At 48.6% G+C, this 22,383-nt stretch carries 20 protein-coding genes and 1 riboswitch; of the genes, 7 read left to right on the top strand and 13 right to left on the bottom strand.

Features of this window, described 5'->3' with window-relative positions; genetic code table 11:
* The first annotated feature begins 378 nt into the window (after positions 1–378).
* A complete protein-coding gene (acnA, locus tag AC0WRU_RS02060) occupies positions 379–3,090 on the top strand; it encodes an aconitate hydratase AcnA (protein ID WP_476127027.1) in 2,712 nt (903 codons plus the stop codon).
* Positions 3,091–3,301: 211 nt separating this feature from the next.
* On the opposite strand, the gene AC0WRU_RS02055 is transcribed toward acnA, so the two are convergent.
* From AC0WRU_RS02055 to AC0WRU_RS02045, 3 genes are all read right to left on the bottom strand, one after another.
* Complete coding sequence (locus AC0WRU_RS02055) at positions 3,302–3,835, bottom strand: DUF6661 family protein (RefSeq protein ID WP_476127026.1); 534 nt, start codon at positions 3,833–3,835, stop codon at positions 3,302–3,304.
* Positions 3,822–4,892 carry an AAA family ATPase gene (locus AC0WRU_RS02050; protein ID WP_476127025.1) on the bottom strand — a complete coding sequence of 357 codons (1,071 nt, stop codon included), beginning with the start codon at positions 4,890–4,892 and terminating at the stop codon, positions 3,822–3,824. Before AC0WRU_RS02050 ends, AC0WRU_RS02055 begins: the two co-directional genes overlap by 14 nt.
* A gap of 226 nt (positions 4,893–5,118) precedes the next feature.
* On the bottom strand, positions 5,119–5,955 hold the full coding sequence (locus tag AC0WRU_RS02045; RefSeq protein WP_476127024.1) for a YitT family protein: 837 nt from the start codon (positions 5,953–5,955) through the stop codon (positions 5,119–5,121).
* 485 nt (positions 5,956–6,440) lie between these two features.
* Here AC0WRU_RS02045 and AC0WRU_RS02040 point away from each other — a divergent pair, with 485 nt between their 5' ends.
* Positions 6,441–6,593: a hypothetical protein gene (locus tag AC0WRU_RS02040; RefSeq protein ID WP_010348453.1), complete on the top strand. Its 153-nt coding sequence runs from the start codon at positions 6,441–6,443 to the stop codon at positions 6,591–6,593.
* A gap of 118 nt (positions 6,594–6,711) precedes the next feature.
* On the opposite strand, the gene thiC is transcribed toward AC0WRU_RS02040, so the two are convergent.
* Both thiC and AC0WRU_RS02030 read right to left on the bottom strand, forming a co-directional pair.
* Positions 6,712–8,499 (bottom strand): phosphomethylpyrimidine synthase ThiC, encoded by a 1,788-nt coding sequence (gene thiC / locus AC0WRU_RS02035; RefSeq protein WP_476127023.1) that lies wholly within the window; start codon positions 8,497–8,499, stop codon positions 6,712–6,714.
* A gap of 184 nt (positions 8,500–8,683) precedes the next feature.
* A riboswitch (TPP riboswitch) is annotated at positions 8,684–8,796 on the bottom strand.
* A gap of 152 nt (positions 8,797–8,948) precedes the next feature.
* Positions 8,949–9,692 carry an IclR family transcriptional regulator gene (locus AC0WRU_RS02030; RefSeq protein ID WP_025681925.1) on the bottom strand — a complete coding sequence of 248 codons (744 nt, stop codon included), beginning with the start codon at positions 9,690–9,692 and terminating at the stop codon, positions 8,949–8,951.
* A 299-nt stretch (positions 9,693–9,991) separates the two neighbouring features.
* Between AC0WRU_RS02030 and AC0WRU_RS02025 the strand changes: the two genes are divergently transcribed.
* On the top strand, positions 9,992–11,029 hold the full coding sequence (locus AC0WRU_RS02025; protein WP_476127022.1) for an alpha/beta hydrolase: 1,038 nt from the start codon (positions 9,992–9,994) through the stop codon (positions 11,027–11,029).
* Positions 11,030–11,284: 255 nt separating this feature from the next.
* Positions 11,285–12,685, top strand: coding sequence for a Fe-Mn family superoxide dismutase (locus AC0WRU_RS02020; RefSeq protein WP_476127021.1), 1,401 nt, complete (start codon positions 11,285–11,287; stop codon positions 12,683–12,685).
* A 36-nt stretch (positions 12,686–12,721) separates the two neighbouring features.
* Here AC0WRU_RS02020 and AC0WRU_RS02015 read toward each other — a convergent pair whose 3' ends face one another.
* The 7 genes from AC0WRU_RS02015 to AC0WRU_RS01985 all read right to left on the bottom strand — a co-directional run bounded on the left by AC0WRU_RS02015 (position 12,722) and on the right by AC0WRU_RS01985 (position 18,199).
* A complete protein-coding gene (locus AC0WRU_RS02015; RefSeq protein ID WP_476127019.1) occupies positions 12,722–13,567 on the bottom strand; it encodes a lipoate--protein ligase family protein in 846 nt (281 codons plus the stop codon).
* Between the two features lie 124 nt (positions 13,568–13,691).
* Positions 13,692–14,285, bottom strand: a complete 594-nt coding sequence (gene folE, locus AC0WRU_RS02010) for a GTP cyclohydrolase I FolE (protein ID WP_137061546.1) — start codon at positions 14,283–14,285, stop codon at positions 13,692–13,694.
* 51 nt (positions 14,286–14,336) lie between these two features.
* On the bottom strand, positions 14,337–14,591 hold the full coding sequence (locus tag AC0WRU_RS02005; RefSeq protein WP_025681920.1) for a YneF family protein: 255 nt from the start codon (positions 14,589–14,591) through the stop codon (positions 14,337–14,339).
* A gap of 107 nt (positions 14,592–14,698) precedes the next feature.
* Entirely contained in the window at positions 14,699–16,432 is a 1,734-nt protein-coding gene (gene queG / locus AC0WRU_RS02000) for a tRNA epoxyqueuosine(34) reductase QueG (RefSeq protein WP_476127017.1), read from the bottom strand.
* Positions 16,433–16,521: 89 nt separating this feature from the next.
* On the bottom strand, positions 16,522–16,959 hold the full coding sequence (rnhA, locus tag AC0WRU_RS01995) for a ribonuclease HI (protein WP_025681918.1): 438 nt from the start codon (positions 16,957–16,959) through the stop codon (positions 16,522–16,524).
* 99 nt (positions 16,960–17,058) lie between these two features.
* Positions 17,059–17,643, bottom strand: a complete 585-nt coding sequence (lepB, locus tag AC0WRU_RS01990; protein WP_476127016.1) for a signal peptidase I — start codon at positions 17,641–17,643, stop codon at positions 17,059–17,061.
* A 130-nt stretch (positions 17,644–17,773) separates the two neighbouring features.
* Positions 17,774–18,199 (bottom strand): GNAT family N-acetyltransferase, encoded by a 426-nt coding sequence (locus AC0WRU_RS01985; protein ID WP_025681916.1) that lies wholly within the window; start codon positions 18,197–18,199, stop codon positions 17,774–17,776.
* A gap of 520 nt (positions 18,200–18,719) precedes the next feature.
* On the opposite strand from AC0WRU_RS01985, the gene AC0WRU_RS01980 reads away from it, so the two are divergent.
* Together AC0WRU_RS01980 and AC0WRU_RS01975 are read left to right on the top strand one after the other, a co-directional pair.
* Complete coding sequence (locus AC0WRU_RS01980) at positions 18,720–19,334, top strand: superoxide dismutase (protein ID WP_025681915.1); 615 nt, start codon at positions 18,720–18,722, stop codon at positions 19,332–19,334.
* Between the two features lie 212 nt (positions 19,335–19,546).
* A complete protein-coding gene (locus AC0WRU_RS01975; protein WP_476127015.1) occupies positions 19,547–20,038 on the top strand; it encodes a DinB family protein in 492 nt (163 codons plus the stop codon).
* Positions 20,039–20,138: 100 nt separating this feature from the next.
* On the opposite strand, the gene AC0WRU_RS01970 is transcribed toward AC0WRU_RS01975, so the two are convergent.
* On the bottom strand, positions 20,139–21,017 hold the full coding sequence (locus tag AC0WRU_RS01970; protein WP_476127014.1) for an AraC family transcriptional regulator: 879 nt from the start codon (positions 21,015–21,017) through the stop codon (positions 20,139–20,141).
* A 163-nt stretch (positions 21,018–21,180) separates the two neighbouring features.
* Between AC0WRU_RS01970 and yiaY the strand changes: the two genes are divergently transcribed.
* Complete coding sequence (gene yiaY / locus AC0WRU_RS01965; protein ID WP_476127013.1) at positions 21,181–22,335, top strand: L-threonine dehydrogenase; 1,155 nt, start codon at positions 21,181–21,183, stop codon at positions 22,333–22,335.
* The last annotated feature ends 48 nt before the right edge of the window (positions 22,336–22,383 follow it).

The raw sequence follows: 22,383 nt of genomic DNA, 5'->3' as shown, positions 1-22,383 counted from the left end.
TAGCCTGATATGGCTCTCTATCTATAGGTATGAATCTCTAAAGCTTGGTATGAACACCGAAACACGAGAAAGAGGAACGTTTTATTTTCCAGGCTTCGGTGTACAAATTAGGCCAAAAAAACTTTACGTAATCGATTGAAAACGGTATACTTAATGCAGAAACATTATTTTGAAATTATGTTTCATCTAATGAAACTAAATTAAAATCATCTTCTCCTCTATTATGAAAATAACGGTTATCCATAGGTTAATCGATTATTCTTCAAATCAGCCATGCTGCTTTCATGAGAGCGTAACCAAATTAAACCTACTGTGCAAGACGTCGAAAAAACGACATCCCTATTTTCCCCAAGCATCCACTTCAAGGAGGTAATACTTATGTCAGGAAAAGATCAATTCTCCATTGCCCGCAGTCTCGAAGTTAACGGCAAGCCTTACCGTTATTACAGTCTCAAGGCACTGGAGGAACAAGGAAAAAGCGGTATCGCCAAGCTGCCTTTCTCCATTAAAGTGTTGCTGGAAGCCGCTGTGCGCCAATTCGATGGACGCGCAATTACTGAGGAGCATGTGCAACAGCTTACAGGCTGGGCTGAGGATCGTGACACCAACAAGGAAATTCCATTCATCCCTGCACGCATCGTGCTTCAGGATTTTACCGGTGTTCCGGTGGTTGTCGATTTGGCAGCCATGCGCGATACTGTGAAAAAAGCGGGCGGCGACCCGAAACAAATCAACCCGCTCGTACCCGTCGATCTTGTTATCGACCACTCGGTTATGGTCGATGCTTTCGGTACCAGTGAAGCGCTGGACTATAATATTAATGTAGAATTTGAACGTAACGAGGAACGGTACCGTTTTCTGCGCTGGGCGCAAACGGCGTTCAACAACTTCCGTGCGGTGCCACCGTCCACCGGTATCGTCCATCAGGTCAATCTGGAGTATCTCGCATCCGTGGCCACCACCAAAACAATTGACGGCGAAACCGTCGTCTTCCCGGATTCCCTCGTCGGAACGGATTCCCATACGACGATGATTAACGGCCTGGGTGTTGTAGGCTGGGGTGTCGGCGGGATTGAGGCAGAGGCGGGTATGCTGGGGCAACCGCTGTATTTTGTTACACCGGATGTTATCGGCTTCAAGCTGACAGGCAGTCTGACGGAAGGCTCTACCGCCACCGATCTGGCACTCACTGTAACCCAAATGCTGCGTAAAAAAGGCGTAGTCGGCAAATTCGTGGAATTTTACGGACCCGGCCTGGCTAACATCAGCTTGGCTGACCGTGCAACGGTTGCCAATATGGCACCGGAATACGGCGCAACGGTTGGCTTCTTCCCGGTCGATGCGGAAACGCTGGCCTACCTGCGCAGCACCGGACGTTCTGATGAGCAAGTGAGTCTTGTAGAGGAATATTACAAAGCGCAAGGCATGTTCCGCACATCCGACACGCCGGACCCTGTGTTCAGCGATACGATTGAGCTGGATCTGGCTTCGGTTGTACCAAGTCTCGCGGGTCCCAAACGTCCGCAAGACCGTGTTGAGCTTAGCCGCATGAAGGAAACCTTTGAAGGCATTATCCGTACCCCTGTGGACAAAGGCGGCTACGGACTGAGTGATGAAAAGATCGCGCAGAAGATTCCGCTGACCCACCCGGACGGCTCCACCAGCGAGCTGGGTACTGGCGCAGTCGTGATTGCGGCTATCACAAGCTGCACAAACACTTCCAACCCTAGCGTTATGCTGGGCGCAGGCTTGCTCGCCAAAAAGGCAGTACAACGCGGGCTCAAAAAGCCGGGCTATGTGAAAACCAGCTTGACGCCGGGCTCCCTTGTCGTGACGGAATACCTGCAAAAAGCCGGGCTGATCGGTCCGTTGGAAGCCCTCGGCTTCCATGTGGCAGGCTACGGCTGCGCGACCTGTATCGGTAACTCCGGGCCACTTCCTGACGAAGTGAGTCAAGCCATCACAGACCACGATTTGACGGTTGGCGCAGTCATTTCCGGCAACCGGAACTTTGAGGGCCGCGTACATGCGCAAGTCAAAGCCAACTATCTCGGCTCACCGCCACTGGTTGTTGCTTATGCGCTGGCAGGTACGGTGAACATTGATTTGGTGAATGATCCGCTCGGTTACGATCAGGACAATCAGCCGGTCTACCTGAAAGACATCTGGCCAACTTCCGAGGAAATTAAGGAAGCGATCAGCCTGTCTCTCAGCCCGGATATGTTCCGTCGTAAATATGAGAATGTATTTACTGCCAACGAAAAATGGAACTCCATTCCGGTTCCTGAAGGCGAACTGTATGAATGGGATGAAAAATCAACTTATATTCAAAATCCACCATTCTTTGAAAAGCTTCAGGATGGCGTGCAGGATATCAAGGAAATTCGTAATTCCCGTGTACTTGCCCTGTTGAATGATTCGGTCACTACGGACCATATCTCACCAGCAGGCAACATCGCCCCTTCCAGCCCGGCAGGACTGTACTTGAAGGAGCATGGAGTAGAGCGCAAGGACTTCAACTCCTACGGCTCCCGTCGTGGTAACCACGAGGTCATGATGCGCGGTACATTCGCCAACATTCGTATCCGCAACAACGTAGCTCCCGGCACTGAGGGCGGCGTGACCAAATACTTGCCGACGGATGAGGAAATGTCCATCTACGATGCATCTATGAAATATCAGGCAGCCGATCAAAACCTGATCGTTATTGCCGGCAAGGAATACGGCACAGGCAGCTCCCGTGACTGGGCGGCTAAAGGCACGCTTCTGCTGGGCGTCAAAGCCGTTATTGCAGAAAGCTTCGAGCGGATTCACCGCAGTAACCTGGTCGGCATGGGCGTGCTTCCACTGCAATTCCAGGAAGGCCACGGCTGGTCCAGCCTGGGTCTGAACGGTCGTGAAACGTTTGACATTCTCGGCATCGACAATGACGTGAAGCCGGGTCAAGAGCTTACCGTTGTGGCCAAACGCGAGGATGGCACGAAGTTCGAGTTCCCGGTAACTGCCCGTCTGGACAGCACCGTCGATATCGACTACTACCACAACGGTGGTATTCTTCAAACCGTATTGCGTCAAATGATTCAAGAGTAAAGAGCGAATGAATAATAAAAATCCCCTTCAAAATGCAGTGAAAACTGCAAATTGAGAGGGGATTTTTAACTATGAAAAATATACTTGATAGGAGAAAATATATACCTATGCTTGAAAATACGAGAGTTATAAAAACTGTGATGAGATCAGATACATTTTTCAAAGTATGCATAAAAACAGAGCAGACGGAATAATAAATACAAATCGTTTTCTATGAAGGTTTAGATAGTCTACTAATTGTATAAATATGGCCTTTGGATAATTGCACATTCTCTACAAATACCTTAGTGGTCAACCACTTTAAACGATTTTTCATTTCGTCAGCCATAGCTCGGAAAACTAGGGGTTGATTCACAAATTTCCCTTCCAGAAATAGAATAACTTTTACCTCCACACTTCTTTTTGTGAAATGTGTAAAATAAGGAGTAAGAATTTCATTGCCACTTTTATATGCACCTGCAAGACATGAAATCGTATCCCTCACCTTACGAGAAACTTCCAGAGCAAGACTCTTTTCTGTATTTGCAATTAGCCTGTCTTTATTTTCGATTTCATGGCCTTTGAAATTTTTAACTTCAATTAAATATATCGTTTTATCATTTAATACAATGAAATCTACTCCTTTTGAACCCGTGAGAGTATTAAAGCGGTTAGTATAAAAATTAGTCTCATCAAACTTAATAGGTAATAATCCTTCTTTAAATTGAAAGCACAGATTACTTTCTTCAAAGCTAATCGTGGTCATAAAACAACTCCTGCTCCCTATTATACAAGTCCATAAACTCTTGCTGAATTGGATTATGTTGTAATTCTGAGATTAGCTTTTGAGATTCAAATTGAATATCACCTTCATCTTGATATAAGGTTATAAATCGTATATCCAGCTTGTCTTTATTGCTGTATTGCTCAAAAAGGGAAAGTTCTTGTTGAAGAAAATAACTATGCGTTGTAATGAATATTTGCACTCCCATTTCAGCTAAAGCGATAAGCATTTCTTTTAAAGCAGGAATCATTTTAGGGTTGATATTTGACTCTGGTTCGTCCCAAAAAAGGATTGTATTCTCAGTTAACGTTTCATTTGATATTAATTGTAGTAGAGTAGACAACTTACGATATCCTTCAGCAAGAAGTCCCATTTCTATGCTACCTAAACCTTTAGTTTTCAAATAAAACTTTTGATTTTCCAAAGCTACTTTTCCCTGAATTATACTTTCCAGTGTTCTTATCAGCTTCTTTTGATTTGAATTGAGAGGTCCCTTTCTTGTTGGAAGCAACAGAAACTTACACAGATCATAGTAAGTCTCTTCAAATGCTATATGATATTTTTCATATAAAGAAGTGAAGTTCTCTGTAGCCGATATAATTTCTTTTGCAGGTATGTAAACATAGTTAGGAAAATTCTCATTAGATGGATAACCTGCGAATTTTATATTTTTACTAGCCAGATTTGAAAACGAAAATTCAACATCTTCTTTATCATTAAAGATAATTTTACATACTGCCGTTCCCCTGCCTCTATTTCTTTTAACTAGTCTTCCAATTTTACGATCATCCGGTCTAAATACTCCTAATAATTTTGAAGCAATCATTTCGCTAATTCTTTCAAGTGAAACTGAGTCTGGTAATCCCTTTACTTCATTAATTGTTTTTCCATAGCTATACAAAGCTTTCAAAACGTTCGTTTTCCCTGCACCAGTTTCTCCACTGATGATATTAATATGTCTAGCAAATGGAATGCGAACGCTAGAGAATAAAGTGAAATCGGTAAATTCAACTTGCGTTATATGTTGATTATTTGACATAAAAAGCCCCCCACTACATTAAAATATATAATATTAGTTTATCCAAATATCAAAATTATTAAGCAATAAATCTTAGTTCACAACCCAAAAACCACAAAAAATACGTGCTTAAAAAGCATAATTTCATTATCACATAGTGGTTCATTTTTGAATAGCAGCAAAAAAGCCGCCCCCTCAGGACCGACTTTCAAACATTCTTCTATGACCCTGCTTTCTCACTCGCCAGCTACTTCGAAATATCCAAAAAGCCTTCCCCGAACACGTCCCGCACGTCATGAATGGTGATAAACGCCGCTGTGTCGATAGCCTTCACAATCTTTTTAAGCGCTGACACCTCTTGCTTGCTGATGACGATATATAGAACTTCTTTTGGATTTTTGGTGTAATATCCGTGGCCTGACAGGACGGTAACTCCCCGATCCATTTGCGTAATGACCATCTCCGCAATTTTATCTTGATGCTCCGAAATGATCATGACCGCTTTCTTCGGGTTCAATCCTTCAATCATGAAATCCATAACCTTCGTACCGACATACAAAATAACGATAGTCAGCATGAGCTTTTCCGGGCCAATAATAAAATAGGACGAAAACGCAACAATCAGATCAAAAAACAGCAAGCCATAGCTGATGTTCCAATCCAGATATTTCTTGGCGATCCGGGCCAAAATGACCGTTCCTGCTGTTGTACCGCCCACCCGCACGATCAGGCCAATTCCGATACCCACCAAAACCCCGGCAAATACGGCATTAATCGTCGGCTCATGCGAATCAATCCGCCAGTTGGCCGTTAAATGTAAAAACAGCGAGTTAAAAGCAACCGCAATCACAGTGTACAGGGTTGTTCTCTTGTCCAAAAATTTATATCCGACAATCAGCAGCAAGCCATTGATCACCAGATTGACGATCGAAGGGGACCACTGAAACAGGTAGTACAAAATAATCGTGACCCCTGTAACGCCCCCCTCGCCAAACTCATTCGGGATAACAAACAGATTAACAGCCAGCGCGAAAAAAAACGCACCCAGAATAATAAATGCGATGTCTGCAATACTTTTTTTCATATATGTCCTGGTCCTTTCTCAAACATTTCAACGGATGAATCGCCAGATGGATTGGCTGATTCTAGTAGCTAAAACACGCTTACAACCAGTTCATGGTATCCACTCCCAAACATAAAGTCAATACAACTTTGACACTTTAATTCGCCACCAGACTGACTTCATATTGACTTATATAAGGGTATTCGACAAAAAAACACAATCCCGACTACTAAACTAAGAAAACGGGCCTCTGGCCCTTGTTTTGGAACTAGGCACATTTTCCCTCAAAATGACCATCCGCCTAATCCGAATTTTGGACTCGCATGACCATTTTCCTGTTTTATGTCAAAAACGTTTTAATTTGAAAAAATGCGTTTATAATGATTGAAACATTACCAAGCAGTCTACCCGGTATTACGACATCAAGTACATACGAATAGTCCTATACAGACGTCCTAAGCAACTCGATCTGAATGTGACAAAATGGAATTGGAGGAACAACCCACATGAATACAATGAATTTAACTGTACACACCTTGATGCCTTTCCATCACCAATACCAACGTGCCAACGCGGTGAGTATGCAGAAGAAAGAAGACAGCTCGGAGAAGAAGCTCAGCTTTCAGGACATTTTGAATGAGAAAATGGGTAAAAAATAAAGCCGCCGTTTATCCGGTTGCATGATCTCGTTTTACATAAGCTAAAAAGCCGTGGCTTCCTACATCATCTGTAGAGAACCACGGCTTTTGTTATTCATACGTTCATAAGTTTAAGGATTTACTGCCCGGCATCCCGATACTGCTCTGCCTTCTCACGCATCCCGGCGGCTACCGCTTCTTCGGTATTCAGCCCCTTATCCGCCGCATAGGCGCGTATGTCCTGCGTGATACGCATACTGCAAAACTTGGGACCGCACATCGAGCAAAAGTGTGCCTCCTTGGCTCCCTCTGCTGGCAGCGTCTCATCATGGTAGGACAAGGCCCGTTCAGGGTCGAGCGACAGATTGAACTGGTCGCGCCAGCGGAATTCAAAGCGTGCCTTGGACAAAGCATCGTCCCGCTGCTGCGCCCGTGGATGACCCTTCGCCAGATCGGCAGCATGTGCCGCAATTTTGTACGTAATAACACCTTCACGAACGTCATCCTTATTCGGCAGACCCAAATGCTCCTTCGGCGTAACATAGCACAGCATGGACGTCCCGAACCAACCGATCATCGCTGCCCCGATCGCCGAGGTAATATGATCATAGCCAGGTGCAATATCCGTCGTGAGCGGTCCCAGTGTATAAAAGGGAGCTTCCTTGCAAATCTCCATTTGCAGGTCCACATTCTCCTTGATTTTGTGCATCGGGACATGTCCCGGCCCTTCAATCATAACCTGAACATCATGCTTCCAGGCAATTTGCGTTAGCTCGCCCAACGTGTCCAGCTCAGCAAACTGTGCTTCATCATTCGCATCATAGATACTGCCTGGACGCAGACCGTCTCCGAGGGAAAAGGCCACATCGTAGGCTTTCATAATTTCGCATATTTCTTCAAAATGCGTGTACAAAAAGTTCTCCTGATGGTGCGCAAGACACCAAGCCGCCATGATCGACCCTCCACGGGACACAATTCCCGTCATTCTGCTTGCCGTCATCGGAATATACCGCAGCAGCACGCCCGCATGAATTGTAAAATAGTCCACGCCCTGCTCCGCCTGCTCAATCAGCGTGTCACGATACAGCTCCCACGTTAGCGCCTCAGCTTCGCCGTTCACTTTTTCAAGCGCCTGATACAACGGTACAGTCCCAATCGGCACAGGGGAGTTACGAATGATCCATTCACGTGTCGTATGGATGTTACGGCCTGTGGACAGGTCCATGACCGTATCCGAGCCCCAGCGTACAGCCCAGGTCATTTTCTCCACTTCCTCCTCGATGGAGGACGTAACCGCAGAATTACCAATGTTCGCATTAATCTTCACGTGAAAATGACGCCCAATCACCATCGGCTCACTTTCCGGGTGATTGATATTCGAAGGCAAAATGGCTCGTCCTGCCGCCAACTCCTGTCGCACAAACTCAGGCTCCACCCCTTCGCGGATGGCCGCAAATTCCATTTCGGGCGTAATGATCCCTTGCCGCGCATAATGCATTTGCGTTACACTACGCCCTTGCCGCGCACGGAGCGGACGGTTGGTTACGCCGGGAAATTCAGCCGTCTCCCGTTTGGAGCCGGGCTTCAATCCGTTATCCTCCGGCTTGACGGCGCGCCCCTCGTAAGCCTCCACATCGCCTCGTTCCAGTGCCCAAGCTCGCCGCAATGGAGGCAAGCCCTTACGGATATCGACCTGATAGGCTTCGTCGGTCATGGGACCGCTCGTATCGTACACACGTAACGGCTCATGATGCTCCGTGCCCTGCGGCGTATGTGTGGGATGCAGGGCGATTTCACGCTCCGGCACGGCAATGTCCGGCCGCGAGCCTTGAATATATACCTTGCGGCTCCCCGGAAATGGCTTCACCCCTCCTGTCTGTTCATCCACTGCGTTCCCTACTGTTCCTTCTGTTTCTGTCGGTTTCATTGTCCATTCCTCCCGTTTCGATGAAATGACACACCGATCCGGAACCATCCCCAGGCTGGCTATCTATGCAAAAAAGCCGGTTCCCCAGGGGAACCGGCTAATCTAACGAAACAGCTATGCAGACGGCTACGCACGCGGAAACATACTCCGAATGCATTGCCGTAGACAGCGGCTACGTATACATTTCAATGGCCGATTACTTCCCTACGCTGGTATGATCCAGATCAGGTGCAAAGGGTCCGGAATCTAGTGCGATTCCATCTCAGCCCGGCATTACAGGCTCCCCCAGTAACTCTGTTAATTCTGTTCGCATGAGGCGGCTATAACGGACAGCCCGCCATCCCCATCAGATTACTTCAAATTTACGGCTTTGGCAACCCTTTTCCGGTCCCTTTTTCCAAGATCGCCTTTAAAATTCGCTCTGATCGCCTCATTACTCTCAATTCTTGTTACGGAAGCATAAGCCCCATTTCCTTCGCCGCCTCCATCAAAATCGGGGCAAAATCATGCAGCGTCTCGGGAGCTAGTCGGCTGACCGGGCCGGATACAGACAAGGCCGCAGCGACCTGTCCCTTCCGATTCACGATAGGCGCAGCCACAGCAGCAGCGCCCGGCTCCCGCTCCTCATAGCTGGTCGCATAGCCCTTCTCACGAATATCCTGCAATTGAGCCTTATAGACCTCCGGGTCTACCGAGGGCGGCCATTCATCCCCGCTTAGCAGGGCTTCCAGCTCCTGCGGCGGCATAAAGGCCGCCAGCACCTTGCTGGAGGCTCCTACAGCCAGCGGCATGCTTGCACCCACTGGCGCAACGCGGCGGATCGCCTGATTGCTCTGCACGGCCTGAATACGAATACGCATGCTGCCATCGCGCAGGTACAAGCTGACCGTTTCGCCCAGACGATCACGCAATCCTTCCATCGCTGGCTGTAGCAGTATCGCCGGCTCGTCGCTTTGCGACAAATGGGTGGACAGCTCCCATATCCGGATGCCAAGCCGATATTTTTCCGTTGCGGCATTCCGAACGACAAAGCCGCGATCCTCCAGCGTGGTCAACAGCCGATGGACGGTACTTTTATGTAAACCAATTTTGGAAGCAATCTCTGTCAGGCCCAGATCGGAATCTCCGGTAAAACACATCAGTATATCAAGCGCACGCTCCACGGCGCGAACGGTTAATTTACGGTCTTCCATTGTGAACCGCTCCTCTTTGTTCCATATTCGTTTCACACCATGAAACATGGTTACATAAATTATATAGAATAGTCGCGGCTACTGTAAACTAATGTTTTTGTGACAGCCATATTACAGAACGAGAAGAAACATCGACAATTCTTTGCATCATTTTTACTTTTCCGGTTCAGCCGTTGACTTTGGATAACACGCATCATACGATAATAGGTATCTATACGGACCTAAACTATCATTTTCAAGTGGAATTGTACCTAGAATTCTATGAAACGAAGTTCATTTTTATAGAAGGAGGCTCTTACATGATTTCGACATCCCAGCGCAGCTCTCAGTTACAGCATGTTGTCCAGGAGCCGTCCACCCCACTAATCAACCCCCGTCTGCTGCGGTTCAAGCACGTTGTCATTGCCCTGCTGCTGTCGGTCGTATTCTTTCTGTTGTTTTGCTTTATTGCCCTGCATGCCTATATCGCATGGGTACTGACGAATCCAACCGTCGCGCCACTATACTCGAACCCGATGCAGGCCAAAGGTATGCCCTACGAGGAAGTCAGCTTCCCCGCCAAGGACGGTAGCCGGATGGTGCAGGGCTGGTATATCCCGGCAGATCAATCGAAGAAAACGATTATTTTCAGCCACGGTTATGGGGCCAATCGCGAAGAAAGCTGGATTCCGATGTATGATCTGGCGCATTATGCCCACCGTTTGAATTTTAACGTTGTCATGTTCGATTACGGATTCGCATCACAAAACAGCAAAGCCGTCGCAACCGGAGGCAAAGCGGAATCCCAGCAGCTTCTTGGGGCGATCCAGCTTGCGAAGCAACGCGGCTCCTCGGAGATTATCGTATGGGGCTTCTCGATGGGAGCAGGAACCGCCCTTCAGGCAGGCCTGCAAACCAAGGATGTGGACGCCATGATTTTGGACAGCACCTTCCTGCTGGAGCCAGATACGCTGTACCATAACATTCATAATCAAATTAATCTGCCGCGCCATCCGTCTCTGGAAATTCTGGAGCTGCTGTTTCCAGTCTTGAACGGTACCAGCCTGCATCAGATTCCATATCAGAAGGTCAAAACGGAAAACTATCCGTTCCCGATCATGTTCGTACATGGGACGCAGGATGAAAAAGCTCCTTACCCGATTGCGGAAAAGCTCGCTGCCAATCAAACCAACCCGCTTTCCAGTGTATGGATTGTCAAAAACGGGCTGCATGAGCTTATTTTCAGGGAGCATCCACGTGAGTATTTGCGGCGGGTATCGACGTTTTTAAGCGGTGTACAAGAGTTGGAGGATAAGAAAACTATCGCTAATGCCAGTAAACAAACGACTACGCAGTAATGGTTCTATTTTAGTAGCCATACTCCATTCAACCTGGAGAAGCCCGTCTGTGGACACTTAACCCGTGCCGCAGCGTGGCTTCTTTTTTGCATCCAACTATGTATCCATTTGCCCCACATTACATATCGCGCCGGAGCCGGGGAGTTTGTAGACATATTCCCGATGAGACGACGAATATACTGGGTACGTATGCATCCGGGTCAGGTTCTTGGGACCAGCCCGGATAGCCATAGTGGGATACGGGAGGTACAAACGATGCTGAGTACTTACGGGTCTTTCCTGCCCTTACGTGTGCTGGAGGAAATCCGGCATTGGAAGCAGCAGGAAAGCTGGCATGTGGAAGTGATTAAGTCCGCTACAGAGAGTCTGGAGCCTGCTTACGTGCGGCTGCTGGATGACTGGAGGACAATATTCGAACAGACGGAACGCACCGCTATAGAGCTGCTAGAAGAGCAGCGAAGCGCCCTCGATCCGGCAGATCAGGCGTGGCATCGTCAATGGGAGCAAACGTCGGCTGCTGCACAAGCACAAGCCAGGCAATCGGGGCAGTCGAGAGATTTGGGGTCAGGGTCAGCGCCAGAAGCGTTACAATCAGCTAAGGCAACGGCAGGAGTGACATCAGATTCACAGCCTGTCTCACAAGAGCTGAATCGTCGTCTGGACGAATTGCTGCAAACCGCAAACCGCCAGTCACAGGAGTATGTACGGCAGCTCAGTCTGCTGACCGAGCACAGCCATGCGTTACGGCAGCAGCCGAAATCCACCGGAGTTGTGCTGCACGCAGCACATGAGAGTCAGTATTTCCTGATCTCCACCAATCCCTTTCAGGAGCCCGGCTCCATTGCGCGGGCCAGTGCATTGTATCATGTGGCGGCAGAGGGTGAGGATTACCCCGAGGATGCGCTGCGAGAGCGGCAGACAGGGCAGACAGGCGGCACGAGGTGGGAAGGACCGTGGGCGAACAAAGACAAAGGCGTCCAGTCAAGCCAGACAGAGCCTTCGGCTACGGAAAAAACCTCCCCCGGCCGACCTGTTCCCATCGGGGGACATCGTTTACCGCCGCTCCCATATCCCTATAATGCGCTTGAACCGTACATTGATGAAAAAACGATGCGTATCCACCATGACAAGCATCATCTAAGCTATGTGAATGATTTAAACAAAGCGGAGAAAAAGCTGGAGGAAGCCCGGAAAACGGGTGATTTTGACCTTGTGAAGCATTGGGAACGCGAGCTGGCGTTTAACGGGGCAGGCCATTATCTGCACACGCTTTTCTGGACGATCATGAGTCCTCAAGGCGGTGGAACACCAAGCGGGCCGCTGGCGGAGCAGATCAAAAAGGACTTTGGCAGCTATGAGGCATTCAAGAAGCAATTCAGCTCATCAGCTGAGAAGGTCGAGGGCGGCGGCTGGGCTATCCTGACGTGGAGTCCACGTGCAGGACGGCTTGAAATTTTGCAGGCCGAAAAGCACCAGAACCTGACTCAATGGGAGTCCATTCCGCTGCTGGCGATTGATGTTTGGGAGCATGCCTATTACTTAAAGCATCAGAACGAGCGCAACAAATACATTGAGGACTGGTGGCATGTCGTGAACTGGCCTGAGGTCGAAAAGCGCTACACCCAAGCCTCGAAGCTGAGATGGCAGCCGTTCTAAGCTAAGACTCATCTGTAGCCAGGATCATGCTTCATACTACACCTGCGAATCGTATCGCTCTCTGAGCGCTGCCATTTGCTCCGTCAGTCCCTGCGGCTGCACCAGTGAGTCGTCGGCAGGCAAAATCGTCGCCCGGCTTTCGACTACACGGCGCAGCGATGCCGTATACGCCTCAACAGACGGCACCCCGGCCAGCTCCGCCAGGCTGCCCATCGTTCCCGGATTCACCTGCGGATAATCCGGTTTCGGCACGCCCGTCGGCGCAGCTCCGGCTGCCTCCGCATAGAACCGCTGCACCGCCTGTGCGCGCTCCGCGCCACTGCCCTCAATCATCACAAAAGCCGTGATGATATAGGCCTTGGCCTGCCGCCGCTGCGCAATGCCGCAAAACTTGCGGCCTCGGACGCTGACATCGTAATCGCCGGGACAGAAGGACCCGGCGATTTCCCCGGTCTGCGCCTCGGCGGACCACGGGGCCAGCGCATCGGCAATCAGCCCCGCCATAAGCCGAAAATCTTCATGCAGGCTGATCGCCCGCTGCGGATTCGGCAGGATCAGGGACAGGTTCAATACCCCCCTGTCCAGCATGACGGCCGCTCCGCCTGAGGGACGCACGCATACCGAGGTTCCGGCGTTCCGCACACGCTCCATCGCCTGCGGTGCGTACGGAAGCCTGCGGTCCCGGTGGCCAATCACCAGCGCAGCCGGGTGCCGCCATAGATGCAAAACAGGCGCAGCTCCTTGCCCTACTTGCCGACAGACCAGTTCCTCCCATGCCAGTGGAGACAAAACATCCGTCTGAGTGGTCGCGAGTGGCGCCTCAATCCATTGTAGATCAGGCAAAATCGTTGTTTTGTCTGCTGACATATGTACATTCTCCATACGTTATCCTCCTTCAAAGTAGCTATCCCGTCGTCTTTAATCTGATGTTAACAAAAAAGGGTGGCTACGCCTATGCGTAAACCACCCTTTTTTTGTTCATCACATCACCGTCACGCCTGTTCGGTCAATCCTTGAGCAGCGAGAGGAACTCTGCACGCTGTGCAGCATCATCACGAAACGTTCCGCGTACCGCAGATGTTACCGTTTTACTGCCAGGCTTTTTGACGCCCCTTGCACACATGCATAAGTGCTCGCCTTCCACGACTACCATAACCCCGTGAGCGGAGACCGCTTCATTTAAAATATCTGCGATCTGTGCCGTAATGCGCTCCTGCACCTGCAATCGGCGCGTTACAGCCTCAACCAGACGGGCAAGCTTGCTTAGTCCTACAATTTTGCCGCTGGGTACATAGCCGATATGCACTTTTCCGAAGAAAGGAGCCATATGGTGCTCACACTGGCTGTAATAAACGATGTCCTTCACGATCACAAGCTCCTCGTGATTTTCGTCGAATGTTACACCCAGCGCATCCCGGGGATCAACCTCATAACCTGCGAATATCTCCTCATACATGCGCGCTACGCGTGCCGGTGTTTCCAGCAAGCCTTCACGCTTGGGGTCCTCACCGATCAATTGTAGAATTTGCTCCACATGGTACTCGATTTTATCCCGGTTATCCGCAGCTTTGCGGTTAATATAATCTTTTACGCCAGCCACAGTAATCCTCCTCTATGCAACCTCATGCGGCATCCGTGCTTATGTTGCTCATTATTTCCGACGGCCCTGATTTTTACGCGGACCTGGCTGATTTTTGGAGAACTGCTGGTTCTTCATCATCTGCTGGGCCTTCTGCATTTGCTTCCCATTCAGGTTGTAACCCATCTGTTTGGCCATTTTTTGCAGCGTATCAGGATCGTTTTGCATCTTTTCAAGCTGTTTGCGAAGATAATAAGCACCGATGAAAAATCCCCCGACCAAACCAACAATCAGGGTAATGATCGGAATGACAATATTCCACACCACGAAGTCGTCACCTCTGTATATTTATATGAAACCTCTTGAATTATACACGAACCTATCATAGCAAAACATGGGACAGCTAGCAAATCACAATTTGCAAACGTATGTCCTCATTGCTTCTCCAAATCCAGCAGCTTCATCTTGTTCGGCAGGCCCCCGGCATACCCAACCAAGCTTCCGTTTTCACCCGATACCCGATGACATGGAAACAGGATGGGTAACGGATTTTTGTTATTTGCTTCCCCGACAGCACGTACCGCCTTGGCTCGGCCGATCGATTCCGCAATATCTTTGTAAGACACACTTTGCCCGTACGGAATATTTTGCAGTGCACGCCATACCTGCTCTTGAAAAGGAGTCCCTCTCAAATCATAGGCTATACTAAATTCCCGTCGTTCTCCCGCAAAATATTCACGCAGTTGATCTGCGGCTTCGCGCAGCTTTTCCGGCTCCTGCACATAGACATATTCCCCAATCCATGTCCGGGCCCATTGCTGAAGCAGTGCTTCCCTCGCATGAAAAACGCCATAGTCTATTCGGCACAGCCCCCGATCCGTAGCACACAGCGTCAAAGTGCCCACAGGTGTCTCCATTTCATTATAATAAATCGTAGTTGGACCCTGCGAGTCCTCGATCATCAATTCAGAATCCTTTTGCTGTTCAGCCTGTTCTCGTTCCTCAAGTTTGGAATGCGCCTGCGCGACCATTTCGCGTACTTGCTCATGTTGTTCCTTCTCTGATGCTTGCTTGATCGCTGTCATTGCGTTTTTTCCTCCAATTCGGCTTAAAGCCCATGCTGCCGTACCCCGAAGCTCAGGACGCGGATCATCCAACAGAACCTCCGTCAGCTTGGGCACGGCGCTAATATCCTTGAAATTGCCGAGCGCAATAACCGCATTGCGCTGAATCGGCTTCTTTCCCCGCCAGGCTGCCGCACTTTGACCAAATCTCTCTTTGAACTCACGATTGCTCAAATCCAGTAACGGCAGCAGCAATGGCTTCACAATCTCGGGATCGGGTGTAAGCTCAGGATGATGATTCCAGTTGAGACCCCTATTTTTGGGGCATACCATTTGGCAGGTATCACACCCATACAACCGATTCCCGATTTTTAGCATAAATTCCTCATCCAGAAAACCTTTCGTTTGCGTCAAAAAAGACACACATCGCTGGGCATTAAGCTGCCCCGGCCCGACAAGCGCCCCCGTAGGGCACGCATCCAGGCATTTCGTACACTCCCCGCAACCGTCCGTCACTGGCTCATCTGGCTGAAAAGGGATATTCGTCAGCAGCTCACCCAGATAAATCCATGATCCCAGTGTTGGTGAAATCATCATCGTGTTTTTGCCGCTAAAGCCAATACCCGCCCGTTCCGCTACGGCCCGGTCCGACAGCTCTCCGGTATCCACCATGTTTTTCATAATCGCGTCGGGAACCCGTTCACCTATAAAAGCCTCCAGCTTTTCCATCGCCTCGCGCAGCACCAAGTGATAGTCCTTACCCCAGGCGGAACGAGCCAAAATGCCACGGTACTTGCCTTTGTCCGACTTCGGCGGGTCCTTCATTTTGGAAGGATAAGCCACCGCAATGGCAATCAGGGATGCTGGCTGCGAACCGTACAATTCCGGGTAGATCCGTTTATCAATGTCCGGCTCCTCAAAACCGGATTCATAGCCTTTGGCGCGATGCTCTTCCAATATTGCTTTCAGAGACAGAAAGGGATCGGCGGATGCGAACCCGATGGAGTCGATGCCCAGCCCCGGAGCCGCTTCGATAATCTCCTGCTTGAGCGATGCCCAAGTCAAAGCGGTTCCAGCAGCTGTTGGTGTCTGTCCGCGTTGCATCCGATACTCACCTCTCTTTCATATCACTTATATGAGGATTTCTGTAAAATCCCCATATGTTAAATTTCAACAGAATATAGCAGCAGATGCTACCGTAAATTTTTAACAGCGCTGGTCGCCAAGAAATCACAATGATTGTTCAGCTCGTTGTCACTGTGACCTTTGACCTTCACATACTCAACCTCATGCTTGCTCATTAGTTCCCACAGTTCTTCCCATAACTCCTTGTTTTCAACTGGCTGATTTTTACTGTTACGCCAGCCGTTACGAAGCCAATTCTTAATCCAGCCCTGTTTGAAGCAGTTTACGACATAGGCGGAGTCACTGTGTACCTTTACATGGCAAGGCTCCTTGAGCAGCTTGAGCGCTTCGATCACGGCCTTGATCTCCATGCGATTGTTTGTCGTCATTTTTTCGGCACCGGACAACTCCTTGCGATGCTCTCCATATAGTAAAACGACGCCCCAGCCCCCAGGACCGGGATTTCCCGAACAAGCGCCGTCGGTATATACCATCACTTCTTTCATATTTCTCTTCCCTTCCTGATCGGTAACCGCCTGCCCCGTCATGGTCCTGACGATTGCAGACGTTCCCCATTAATTTTCAGCATACAGACTATGGCTGCTCTACAGCCACTTCCACTCGGATAACGGCCAAAATACAAGCTCCGCACGTCCCAGCAAATCCTGAGATTTAATGCTGCCAAAATATCGGCTATCCTTGCTGCCCGCGGCGTGTCGGTTATCCCCCATGACAAAAAAGTGCCCCGGCTCCACTGTAAAAGGACCGTAATCACCGTCCTCAATCTCGGAGTCGGTGTAAGGCTCGTTTTGCAGCTTGCCGTTCACATATAGATGATTATGCTCAACCCGGATTACCTCCCCCGGAGTGCCTATGACTCTTTTCACTAAAAATCTCGGACTGGACGGATTGGAGTCGGGATCTTGCAATATCACGATATCACCCCTGCCCGGATCATGAAAATTGTAAACCAACTTGTTAACGAACAAATGCTGGCTTTCCATCAGCGTCGGCTGCATTGAATGTCCCCTGACCGTAGACAAATTAAACACGAACAGGTTCAGCAGCAGCAAGACGGTCATCGCGATTAGAAGAGTCACCAGCCAATCACGGATGTAACTCCAACGACCTGCATGTTTGGACGTTTCCGGCGTAGGAAGCGGGCCTGACGAAGGAGCCCGTGTGTCCATAATAAACCTCCTCAACCCTGTTATAAATAGAAAAGCATATCCCGTACCCGATTGCAACGGTTACTCAGATATGCTCTAAATGTAAATATTATACTTTATGTTATTCAATTCTCTTTATTTCGATTCCCGATTAATGAGGAGCTAAAATGCTGAGCTTCTGAAAAGTCTGTAAAATCTGACTTGCCCCGTAGCCCATCGCTTCATACAAAGGCATGGCCGCGCTGTTATGCTTGTCTCCGGCTACCCAGATGCGGCTAACCTTACGTTGCTGAAAACGCTGCTCCATAGACTCGACAAGCGATTTGCCAATTCCCATCCGACGATGATCCGGGTGAATAGCAATACGATAATAACAACCATCATTCTGATCAATCGTGCCGATTAGAGCGCCAACCAGCTCTTCATCCTCTTCCGCAACGACGATCAAGCCAGAATCCCACGAAAGCTGACGGGCAAAAGCGCCCACCGTCTCTTTGTAGCACTCCTCAGACAAGGCAATCTGCATGAGTTCCATTACTGGATTCACATCACTCAATTGAAAGGAACGAACGTGCATAAGTAATATCTCCCTTTTCGTAAGCTTAATAAAACAAATTGAGACAGCACCGTCATTTTTACATAAATCCTTAAAGTTCTTGGCATGGTGTTAATCAAAAGGCATTATGATAAAAATACGATCTGCTATATATGAATTGAAGAACAGGAAAAGGGTATATGCCCTCAAGTTCGTCATATCCGCAGACATGACAAGATATAGCAGACGACAAAAAAGCCGAAATTTCTGCTTCCTTGAACATTAAACCACACTTTTTGATGGAATACATCCCTTTTTCTCATGTAAGCGCTGTATATGAAGCGTTTACATTTTAGGGCTGTATAATTTGCCTCTTATTACCTATACACCATGTATTCCAAGCGGGTTTTTGGACATGATAGCTACCAGGTCGTAATGCCCAGTTTGCTATTTTACAAACAAAAATGTTGATAAAATAGGCTGAATGCGGTTTAATATAACTGACGAGGGTATTATTACATAGGAACAACTTACCCAACCATATAACCAGGAGGGATTTACTATGGCATTTCAATTACCAGAACTTCCTTACGCGAAAGACGCACTGGAGCCGCACATTGACGCACTCACAGTAGAAATTCACCATGATCGTCACCATAACACATACGTAACAAACCTGAACGCAGCTCTGGAAAACGCTCCTGAACTGCAAAGCAAAAGTCTGGAGGATCTCATCTCCAATCTGGACAGCGTTCCTGAAAGCATCCGCACTGCGGTTCGCAATAATGGTGGCGGACACCACAACCACAGCCTGTTCTGGGAAGTTATCGGCCCGAACGGCGGCGGACAACCAACTGGCGCCATTGCTGAAGCAATCAGCAACGAGCTGGGCGGCTATGACAAATTCAAAGAAGACTTCACTAAAGCAGCTACAACACGCTTTGGTAGCGGCTGGGCTTGGCTGGTTGTCGGCAAAGACGGCAAACTGGCAATCACTAGCACGCCAAACCAGGATAGCCCGCTGTCCGAAGGTCTGACTCCGGTACTCGGACTGGACGTTTGGGAGCATGCTTACTACCTGAAATATCAAAACAAACGCCCGGATTACATTGCAGCATTCTACAATGTTATCAACTGGGATGAAGTGAACAAACGTTACGCAGCAGCGAAAAAATAAGCTGGTAACAACATCACTACCCTATAATAAAGGGCTGTCTCAAAAGTAGATTTTCTACGAGTGAGACAGCCCTTTTCAATTTAAATTGGTGCACAAAAGATTCTGTCCATTTGAGCCCTACTGGAGCCGCCAGAGTGAAGCTGAAAAAGGTTTGGCATTCCATGGTAAACTGGTGGAGATGTTTCTTAAATACAATCTCTGGAGGTTCATGGATGCAGACTTTTTTTCGTTACAACTGGATGATTCGGGAACAATGGTACCGCTGGTGTGAAGAGGTGCCGCAGGAGGAACTACTGAAAGAACGCGTCGGCGGGGTTGGCGGCATTCTGAAGACGTTGTTTCATGTCGTCGATGTAGAGTGGAGCTGGGTTCAAACGATTCAGGGCAAACCCGACTTTCAGGAGGACTTCTTGCGGTATGATACGCTGGACAAGGTTCGCGAGCTGGATGCGAAGTTTCGAATCGATGTCGAGCCGTTCGTGCTCTCCTGGCATGAAGGTCTGGAACGAAAAAGGTTTGAAGATCACCTCCCGGACGGCAGGATTGTGATTGATGCCTGGGGCGAGGTGATGCGCCATGTCATTGCTCACCAAATCCACCATATTGGGCAGTTGTCCATATGGTCCCGGGAGCTCGGCAAGCCTCCGGTTTCGGCCAATGTAATCGGCAAAGGGCTGATTGAGAGTGATCGTGGGGTCGATTAGCTTTAACAGCGTAAACGTATATCCATGTGAACACAGGACCGTCCTCAGTAGTTTTTAACTGCTGAGGACGGACTCTTTTACTTTCTGGATATGTTTCACACTAGATAAGAACTGCTTGCCGCTGCACACTCATCTGATACTGCTTAGGCGTAACGCCATATTTCTTTTTAAATAGACCAATAAAGTAGGAAACACTCTCATAATTCAAATCAAAAGCGACCTCCGTTACGTTCCGGTGCTGGAGCCATTGCTTGGCAAGCTGCATTTTTTGATTCGTTATATAGTCAAGCGGGGTTAATCCTGTTATTTTTTTAAACTGATTCGTGAAATTCGCATGTGACATATTATAGTTATCCGCCAAATCCTTCACATGCCTGATACCGGGCAGTTGTTCCTGAATGTCACGAATCGCGCGGAACACAGGATGCCGATGGTTCGTAAGTAGATTCTGCTCAAGCACCTGCATCTGTAGCAGATGATAGGCCATTTCCTGAGCGCTCAGATCAATCAGGAAATTTTTTCTTTCAGCGGGATGTGTCATATATTGCTTAATCCGCTCCATCGATGCGGTAAGTGAGTCCGCCTTTTCGTTCAGCTCGCAGCGGACCACCGAATGGGTCGGGCAACTCTCCGGGACCTGAAATTCCTCCTCTACCACGTTCCTTAACCGTTCCATCAACTGATCGCTTAATTCAAAGACCAGTGCCTTGGTGTGTTCTTTGATTTTCATTTCAACACTGGACTGTGGAGGAAGCAGGATAATCTCCTGAGAATCGTATTCAAACTGCTCCGTTTCATTAATTTTGACTTCTTTTCTCCCCTCCAAAATCGTACACAGCTTCGGGCATTCATATGAAGCATATTTCTCGTAATAATTTTCCGGGAGATCATAATACAAAATTCTGATCAGATCGGTTTCATATCCATATTGCAGTTCGCTATAACGATTAAAGTCGCCTAAAGTATTGGAATGTTCCATCCGTTTCACCCTTTTAAAAATCACGATATTTTATAATAAAATGCGTTAGTTCCCGCCAATATAGGACAGTATGATAAGGATATAAGGATGGTTGCAAGATCCTTTAATTCCATCATTATACCTTGATTTACCCCAAAATAATAACAAAGGTGGATGCATACTTATGACGGGAACTTCCAAATTCATGATGCCGGGCATGAGTCTTATGGGCTCAGGCGCACTGGCGGATGCAGGTACAGAAATCGGAAAATTGGGCTTTAAAAATGCATTGATCGTAACCGATAAGCCTTTAGTTGATATTGGTATTGTGAAAAAAGTAACAAACATGTTGGATAGTCTAAACGTAAAATCCGTCGTATACAGCGGCACGCAGCCGAATCCCACGGTTTCCAATGTCAACGAGGGCATGGAGCTGCTGAACCAATCCGGATGCGACTTTGTTATTTCGCTCGGAGGCGGGTCACCGCATGATTGTGCCAAGGGAATCGCGCTTTTGGCCTCCAACGGCGGACAGATCAGCGACTACGAAGGCGTGGATAAATCCGGGAAGCCTTCCTTCCCACTGATTGCCATTAACACCACGGCAGGAACGGCTAGTGAAATGACTATGTTTTGTATTATTACGGATGAAGAGCGTCATATCAAAATGGCGATTGTCGACAAGCACACGACACCACTCATTGCCGTCAATGATCCTGATCTGATGATGGCTATGCCCAAATCATTAACTGCCGCAACGGGGATGGATGCGCTCACACACTCTATTGAAGCTTATGTTTCCACGAATGCCACACCGATCACAGATGCTTGCGCGCTTAAAGCAATTGAGCTGATTCGGGATCATCTGGTCAAAGCCGTCGATGACGGAAATGATGTGGAAGCCCGTAGCCAAATGGCCTACGCCGAATTCCTCGCAGGGATGGCGTTCAATAACGCCGGATTAGGCTTTGTTCACGCCATGGCGCATCAACTGGGTGGCTTCTATAATCTGCCGCACGGGGTCTGTAACGCCATCTTGCTGCCGCATGTAGAGCGCTATAATGCCAAGGCTTCCGCCGAACGACTCACCGACATCGCCCGTACACTTGGCGAAAAAACGGACGGTGTTACACCGGAGCAAGGTGCCAACCTCGCCCTGCATGCCATTGAAAAGCTGGCTAAACGGGTCAACATCCCTTCCGGGCTGGAAGAACTCGGCGTCAAGCGTGAAGATTTCGCTGTTCTCGCCGCCAACGCACTCAAGGATGCCTGCGGTGTAACCAATCCGATTCAGCCTACGCAACAAGAAGTGATCGACATTTTTGAACAGGCGATGTAGATAAAAAATTAGCCTAAAACCTCAGCTACGACTATGGATAGGTATTGC

Source organism: Paenibacillus sp. 1-8, from assembly GCF_056316205.1.
The sequence above is the reverse complement of the archived record's forward strand: the minus strand, read 5'-3'. Positions and strand labels throughout refer to the sequence as shown.

Excerpts from the sequence above, each read along its gene's own strand:
- thiC (WP_476127023.1), bottom strand. The coding sequence starts at position 8,499 with ATGAAACCGACAGAAACAGAAGGAACAGTAGGGAACGCAGTGGATGAA.
- AC0WRU_RS02040 (WP_010348453.1), top strand. The coding sequence starts at position 6,441 with ATGAATACAATGAATTTAACTGTACACACCTTGATGCCTTTCCATCAC.
- lepB (WP_476127016.1), bottom strand. The coding sequence starts at position 17,643 with ATGGACACACGGGCTCCTTCGTCAGGCCCGCTTCCTACGCCGGAAACG.
- AC0WRU_RS01970 (WP_476127014.1), bottom strand. The coding sequence starts at position 21,017 with ATGGAACATTCCAATACTTTAGGCGACTTTAATCGTTATAGCGAACTG.
- rnhA (WP_025681918.1), bottom strand. The coding sequence starts at position 16,959 with ATGAAAGAAGTGATGGTATATACCGACGGCGCTTGTTCGGGAAATCCC.
- queG (WP_476127017.1), bottom strand. The coding sequence starts at position 16,432 with ATGCAACGCGGACAGACACCAACAGCTGCTGGAACCGCTTTGACTTGG.
- AC0WRU_RS02020 (WP_476127021.1), top strand. The coding sequence starts at position 11,285 with ATGCTGAGTACTTACGGGTCTTTCCTGCCCTTACGTGTGCTGGAGGAA.
- acnA (WP_476127027.1), top strand. The coding sequence starts at position 379 with ATGTCAGGAAAAGATCAATTCTCCATTGCCCGCAGTCTCGAAGTTAAC.
- AC0WRU_RS01975 (WP_476127015.1), top strand. The coding sequence starts at position 19,547 with ATGCAGACTTTTTTTCGTTACAACTGGATGATTCGGGAACAATGGTAC.
- AC0WRU_RS02050 (WP_476127025.1), bottom strand. The coding sequence starts at position 4,892 with ATGTCAAATAATCAACATATAACGCAAGTTGAATTTACCGATTTCACT.
- yiaY (WP_476127013.1), top strand. The coding sequence starts at position 21,181 with ATGACGGGAACTTCCAAATTCATGATGCCGGGCATGAGTCTTATGGGC.
- AC0WRU_RS01980 (WP_025681915.1), top strand. The coding sequence starts at position 18,720 with ATGGCATTTCAATTACCAGAACTTCCTTACGCGAAAGACGCACTGGAG.
- AC0WRU_RS02015 (WP_476127019.1), bottom strand. The coding sequence starts at position 13,567 with ATGGAGAATGTACATATGTCAGCAGACAAAACAACGATTTTGCCTGAT.
- AC0WRU_RS02025 (WP_476127022.1), top strand. The coding sequence starts at position 9,992 with ATGATTTCGACATCCCAGCGCAGCTCTCAGTTACAGCATGTTGTCCAG.
- AC0WRU_RS01985 (WP_025681916.1), bottom strand. The coding sequence starts at position 18,199 with ATGCACGTTCGTTCCTTTCAATTGAGTGATGTGAATCCAGTAATGGAA.
- AC0WRU_RS02030 (WP_025681925.1), bottom strand. The coding sequence starts at position 9,692 with ATGGAAGACCGTAAATTAACCGTTCGCGCCGTGGAGCGTGCGCTTGAT.
- AC0WRU_RS02045 (WP_476127024.1), bottom strand. The coding sequence starts at position 5,955 with ATGAAAAAAAGTATTGCAGACATCGCATTTATTATTCTGGGTGCGTTT.
- AC0WRU_RS02055 (WP_476127026.1), bottom strand. The coding sequence starts at position 3,835 with ATGACCACGATTAGCTTTGAAGAAAGTAATCTGTGCTTTCAATTTAAA.